The sequence below is a fragment of the Nevskia sp. genome (assembly GCF_023266035.1).
Classification (GTDB): Bacteria; Pseudomonadota; Gammaproteobacteria; order Nevskiales; family Nevskiaceae; genus Nevskia.
In genome coordinates this window covers 1-4,931 of record NZ_JAHFRY010000243.1, presented here as the reverse complement: position 1 = coordinate 4,931, position 4,931 = coordinate 1, and the positions used below count along the sequence as shown (strand labels likewise).

At 60.0% G+C, this 4,931-nt stretch carries 5 protein-coding genes and 1 pseudogene; 1 reads left to right on the top strand and 5 read right to left on the bottom strand.

Annotated elements, in window-relative coordinates; genetic code table 11:
- From Q0D45_RS21545 to Q0D45_RS21530, 4 genes and pseudogenes are all read right to left on the bottom strand, one after another.
- A pseudogene (locus Q0D45_RS21545) lies at nt 1-495 on the bottom strand (ABC transporter permease); the annotation flags it as partial.
- Nucleotides 479-1,201, bottom strand: a complete 723-nt coding sequence (locus tag Q0D45_RS21540; RefSeq protein ID WP_293397948.1) for an ABC transporter ATP-binding protein — start codon at nt 1,199-1,201, stop codon at nt 479-481. The pseudogene Q0D45_RS21545 and the gene Q0D45_RS21540, both read right to left, overlap by 17 nt.
- A gap of 29 nt (nt 1,202-1,230) precedes the next feature.
- Nucleotides 1,231-2,499, bottom strand: coding sequence for an HlyD family efflux transporter periplasmic adaptor subunit (locus Q0D45_RS21535; RefSeq protein ID WP_293397946.1), 1,269 nt, complete (start codon nt 2,497-2,499; stop codon nt 1,231-1,233).
- Nucleotides 2,500-2,582: 83 nt separating this feature from the next.
- Nucleotides 2,583-2,897, bottom strand: a complete 315-nt coding sequence (locus tag Q0D45_RS21530; protein ID WP_293397944.1) for a hypothetical protein — start codon at nt 2,895-2,897, stop codon at nt 2,583-2,585.
- Between the two features lie 343 nt (nt 2,898-3,240).
- Between Q0D45_RS21530 and Q0D45_RS21525 the strand changes: the two genes are divergently transcribed.
- Nucleotides 3,241-3,666, top strand: coding sequence for a hypothetical protein (locus tag Q0D45_RS21525; protein WP_293397942.1), 426 nt, complete (start codon nt 3,241-3,243; stop codon nt 3,664-3,666).
- A gap of 608 nt (nt 3,667-4,274) precedes the next feature.
- Here the strand turns inward: Q0D45_RS21525 and Q0D45_RS21520 are convergent.
- Nucleotides 4,275-4,931: HEPN domain-containing protein (locus Q0D45_RS21520; protein WP_293397940.1), on the bottom strand; the 657-nt coding region annotated here is incomplete at its 5' end.

Below are 4,931 nucleotides of genomic sequence, written 5' to 3'. Positions count from 1 at the left end.
CGTGACTCGGGCGCTGTTGGCGTCCTGCTCGGCATTCCACGGCCCGCCGTACTGGAACGGCGGCTCGAACATCGCGAAGAAATCGGCGTAGGTCGCACGGCCGATCTCCAGATAAGGCTTCACGTCCCGGTTGTCCGGCTGGATCGGCAACGCCACCTTGAACATCGCCGCCTGGTGATCGGCCTTCGCCGCGGCCATCAGTGCCTTGGCATCGATGTAGGTCATCTGGTCCGGCAGACGGCCCTTGTCATCGAAGGCTTCGTTGGCGTCCCAGTTGTCGACCTGCACGGCGTGCAGGCGATCACTCTTCCAGGGAATGGGGTCGCCGCCCATCAGATAGAACACGGTGAAGCTGGTCATGCTCGCGGCGATGCCGAGGGCGATGCCGAACACCATCAGCGCGGTGAGCACCGGGTTGCGGCGCAGGCTTTTCAGCCCCAGTTTCAGGTAGTAGCCGAACATGATCGTGGTCTCGTCTTCAGCCGTGCGCCGCATGTGCGGCAACCACACCAAGCCCGCGCATGCGCGGTTCGGCATGGATGTCGACGACCTGGCCGTCGATCACATGAACGTTGCGCTGGGCACGCGCCGCCAGTTCGGAATCGTGGGTGACCATCAGGATGGTTGCGCCTTCGGAATGGAGTTCCTCCAGCAACTGCATCACGCCGCGCGCCATCTGGGTATCGAGATTGCCGGTCGGTTCATCGGCGAGCAGGATCTTCGGCGAACCGGCCAGCGCGCGGGCAATCGCCACCCGCTGCTGCTGGCCACCGGACAGCTCCGAGGGGTAATGGCGAATGCGTGCCGACAGCCCGACTCGCGCCAGCGCGTCCTCGATGCGCCGCTTGCGTTCTGCCGCATTGAAACCGCGATAACGCAGCGGCACGTCGACGTTGTCGAACAGGTTGAGATCGGGAATCAGGTTGAAGCCCTGAAAGATGAAGCCGATCTTTTCGTTGCGCAGCTTCGAGCGCGCCGCGTCGTTCATGCCGCGCACGTCGACGCCGTCGAGGAAGTACTCGCCGCCGGTGAATTCTTCCAGCAGGCCGGCAATGTTCAGGAAGGTGGTTTTGCCCGAGCCGCTCGGCCCGGTGACGGCCACGAACTCGCCTTCACGAACGTGGATCGAGAAATCGCGCAGCGCATGGGTTTCGATCAGATGCGTGCGGTAGACCTTGGACAGGTGGTTCATCTTCAGCATGGCTTTGCTCCGTTGTTCATGGTCGTGTCTCAGTGCAGGACGACCTGCGCCGCACTCTTGAAATCATCGGTCCCGGAAATCACGATCCGGTCGCCAGCCACCAGGCCGGACAGGATTTCGACACGATTGAGGCTGGTGGCGCCGACTTCGATCGGCGTGCGTTCGGCGATGTCGCCGCGAATCACATAGGCGACTCTGCCGGCACCGGAATCGAGGAAGGGGCCGCGCTGCACGGTCAGCACGTCCTTGCGCTCATCGAGCAGCACGCGCGCCGACAACCGCTGGTTCTGGCGCAGGCCTTCCGGTGGCGCGCCGCTGAAGCGCACCCGGGCCGAAACCTGGCCGGCCACCACTTCCGGCGATACCGCACTCAACTCGCCCGGCCACTGCTTGCCGCCGCCGCTGATCTGCGCCGGCATGCCGGTCGCCAGATCGCGGGCGAAGCTTTCCGGCACCTTGATTTCCAATTCCAGGCGACTCAGATCGACCACCGTCAGCAGCGGCGTATCGCGTGCCACGCTGGCCCGCTCGGCGATCAGCAACTGGCCGATCTGCCCGGCTACCGGCGCCTTCAGGCTCAGCTGGCCGACCTGACGCGCCAGATCACCGACCAGCAGCTGCTGGCGATCACGGGCCAGCTTCTTCGATTCGACATCGAAACGAATCTGCTCCGGCTCCATCAGCAGATCTTCCTTGGCCCGGCTCAGCGCGAACTCGGCCTTCTCCAAGGCGTCCTCGTTGCGCAGCACCTGCAACTCCGAATACGCGCCCTGCTCGTACGCCTTGCGGCTGCGCTCGACTTCGCGCATCGCCGTCTTGCGATCGACTTCGGCGCGGTCCACCGATTCCTGCACGGTCATCTGCTGACGCCGCGCCTGCAGCCGGGCGCGCTGGAAATCGATGTCGAGCGCCGCCAGCTGCGACTGCTCCTGGGCCAGCCGATTGCTCAGCTCCGGGCTGTCGATGACCGCGATCACGGCATCCTGCTCGACCCGATCGCCAGCCTGCGCCCGCAGCTGCACGATGCCGGCTGCCGGGGCGTACAGGGTCGGGCTCACTGCCGCGACGATGCGTCCTTCGGCGGCGATATCGCGAACGAAATCGCCCCGCTCGACCGTCGCCACATTCAACCGCGCCAGGCTGGCCGTGGCTTCCGCCATCAGCAGGCGACGGGCCGCCGGCAGCGCAAAAGCCAGCACGATCAGCAACAGCACAGCGCCCGCCAGCCAAGGCGCACGGCGCCGCCAGGCCGGCGCTGCGGCGATCACGCGATCCTGGGCTGTGGTTTCACGAAACATGCGGTCTCCATCACCGTGCACGGACGGTGATCGTTGAAAGGAATTCGATAGCGCGGGGCGTTGGCGCCCCTTGGTAAAGGGCCTTAAACCCAGATCATCGCGTCGCCCGGCCGGCGCTTGACCAGCCGCAGATTGCAACCGGATTTCGGCGCCATGCCGTACTTCGGCGCGGCTTCCGGCAAGGCATCACCGGCACTGCGCCGGCAAGGCACGCCGGGGTGTGGAACTTCTGCACCACCGACGCGAATTTCTGGTCTGGCTTCCGTCCGCTTCACCGCCGTTGCCGACGCCGCGAGGGCATCGATCTGGCCGCTGAGAATCATCCGGCTGCCCACCGCCGTCAGCGCCGGCAAGCTCAATCCCAGACCCAGCACCATCACCCCGATCCGCTTGTGCATCGCGACTCTCCCGTTCCGATTGCAGGCTAGTTAGCGCAAACGGCGTGCCGGGTTCGATGAGTGGCCTACATAGCTGTTTTTGTTGATTAAAGAGACTGTTCACCGGCTCGACGAAAGTGTCCGCGGACAGACGCCGGACAGTGTCCGCAGGCGAGACGGACATCGATGCTGTCAGGGCTCAGCCCAGCGACGGGATCCCGCAGGAATCGTCACTGCCCGCAAGAGCGCCAACCACTCGAAATCGGCATCGACGAAGCAATGCGCATAGGCCGGGATCGGCGCTTGCTTTTGCGTCTGGTCGACCAGCCCTTCCACAGCTCTCCCGGACCCGGAGCTCGCAGAAATGACCTACCCGATCGACCTCTCCAAGCTGAACATCCGCCACCCAATCATTGGCGCCCTGCTCGTTCTGGCCATGCTCCCCGCCGATGCGCGCGAACTGCCCAGGCCGCATGCACCGAAAGCCGGGAGCACCTTCACCGTCCGCGCAAGCTCGATGCTGGAAGGAATCAAGTCCCTGAAACCTTGGGGAAAACCCGCAAACGGCGTGATCGCCGCCCCGGCCACCGAGCAACGTTCGCTGCAGCGAACGCTGACCACGGAATCATCGTCCAACACCGACGAACTCACCGTCTCCCCCAAAGCCCAACCGATCGTCTGGAACGTCGACTACCCCACCCCCGGCAAACTCAAGCTCGGCCACTGGAAGTTCGGGCAGTCCAAAGGGATCGGCTTGATGGCAAGTTTTCCACTCAGTGGGAAGCGGTGACTTTGCAGGCAGCCGCCTCGGCTGATGGCTCGACTGGAAACCTACAAGCGAAGGGCCGCAACTAAATCCGCTGTCATACCGGCGAAAGCCGGTATCCAGAGCACCACGCGCGAACTCCCCGACTCTGCATTCCGGCTTCCGCCGGAATGACGGTAGTGAGGTGACTGAGCTTTTGATGGACCTCAGATAGGCCGTTGCCGTGGCTTCTGCTTCTGCCTTTGACGGTCTTCCCTTACTTGGCGCCGAGCATCGCAGGCCATGGCGGAACGGGCCCCACAGGGGGGGCGAGGCAGGAGCCGAAGCCTTTTTGCCGCGCCACGGAAGGCGCGGCAAAAAGTCCCGACATGGCCGAGAAGCGCAGGGCATCGACGGGCCAGCTTCATCGGCCCGGCGACGCGAAGTGTGGGGCGCACTTCTTTGGTGACTTTCTTCATGCGTTTGAAGAAAGCGGGAAGCGATTAAAGCTTCCCGCGCGCGAAAGCGCGGAATAGTGCGCTGAAATCAGCAAGCAAATACAACAGATCGATCAAGTCCGAAAGCGCATCAATCGAACCCGCATCAAATCCATCGGGATGCGCGATGAAGCCGCTTTTCCGACCTACGCTGGCTTAGATTTTTTTAAGCTTGTTCTGTAACTGATAGCTGCTATCAAATACAGATAAAATTTCTATATCCGTAAATCCCAAAATCCGAAGCAAGTGAAGTTGAAAAATAGCTTCCATTTTTTGACAGAGCGCCCATAAATCCGCACCAGAAGCAGCTGAAGACTCCAAATATTTTTCATAATGCGTCAGATAGTTTCTTGTATCAACGATAGATCTTACTAATTTTTTCCGATCGTCACTACTTCCAAAATTTTTCTTAAAAGGCTCAATAATGCTTTTTATTCTTCGCCCAAAATTAATTTCATTTCCATGCACTAATCTTCCAGATAACCATTCTTGCTTCTCTTCTGGGCATTGCATAATCAGTTTTTTGGTTAGCTTTTCAAAAACTTCTTCATCCATTAATTTATCATTCGACGTCCTCCGATGATAAGTTTCAAGTCCTTGAGCAAGCGCCAAGAACTTGCCCTCCAAATATTTGTACGCACCCGTCTTATTAGAAAAATATAGGTTCAGCGCTGAATCAATTTCTTTGTATGCATCAAACCAGTTGTTAATTATGCGCCCCGCATCTTCTTTTATTTGTCCAAATCTAAATAGCATTCTGTGCAAATCGATCTTTGGCTCATCTTTCGCATAGGGCAAACTTGAATAATAAAT

Excerpts from the sequence above, each read along its gene's own strand:
- Q0D45_RS21540 (WP_293397948.1), bottom strand. The coding sequence starts at position 1,201 with ATGCTGAAGATGAACCACCTGTCCAAGGTCTACCGCACGCATCTGATC.
- Q0D45_RS21535 (WP_293397946.1), bottom strand. The coding sequence starts at position 2,499 with ATGTTTCGTGAAACCACAGCCCAGGATCGCGTGATCGCCGCAGCGCCG.
- Q0D45_RS21530 (WP_293397944.1), bottom strand. The coding sequence starts at position 2,897 with ATGCACAAGCGGATCGGGGTGATGGTGCTGGGTCTGGGATTGAGCTTG.
- Q0D45_RS21525 (WP_293397942.1), top strand. The coding sequence starts at position 3,241 with ATGACCTACCCGATCGACCTCTCCAAGCTGAACATCCGCCACCCAATC.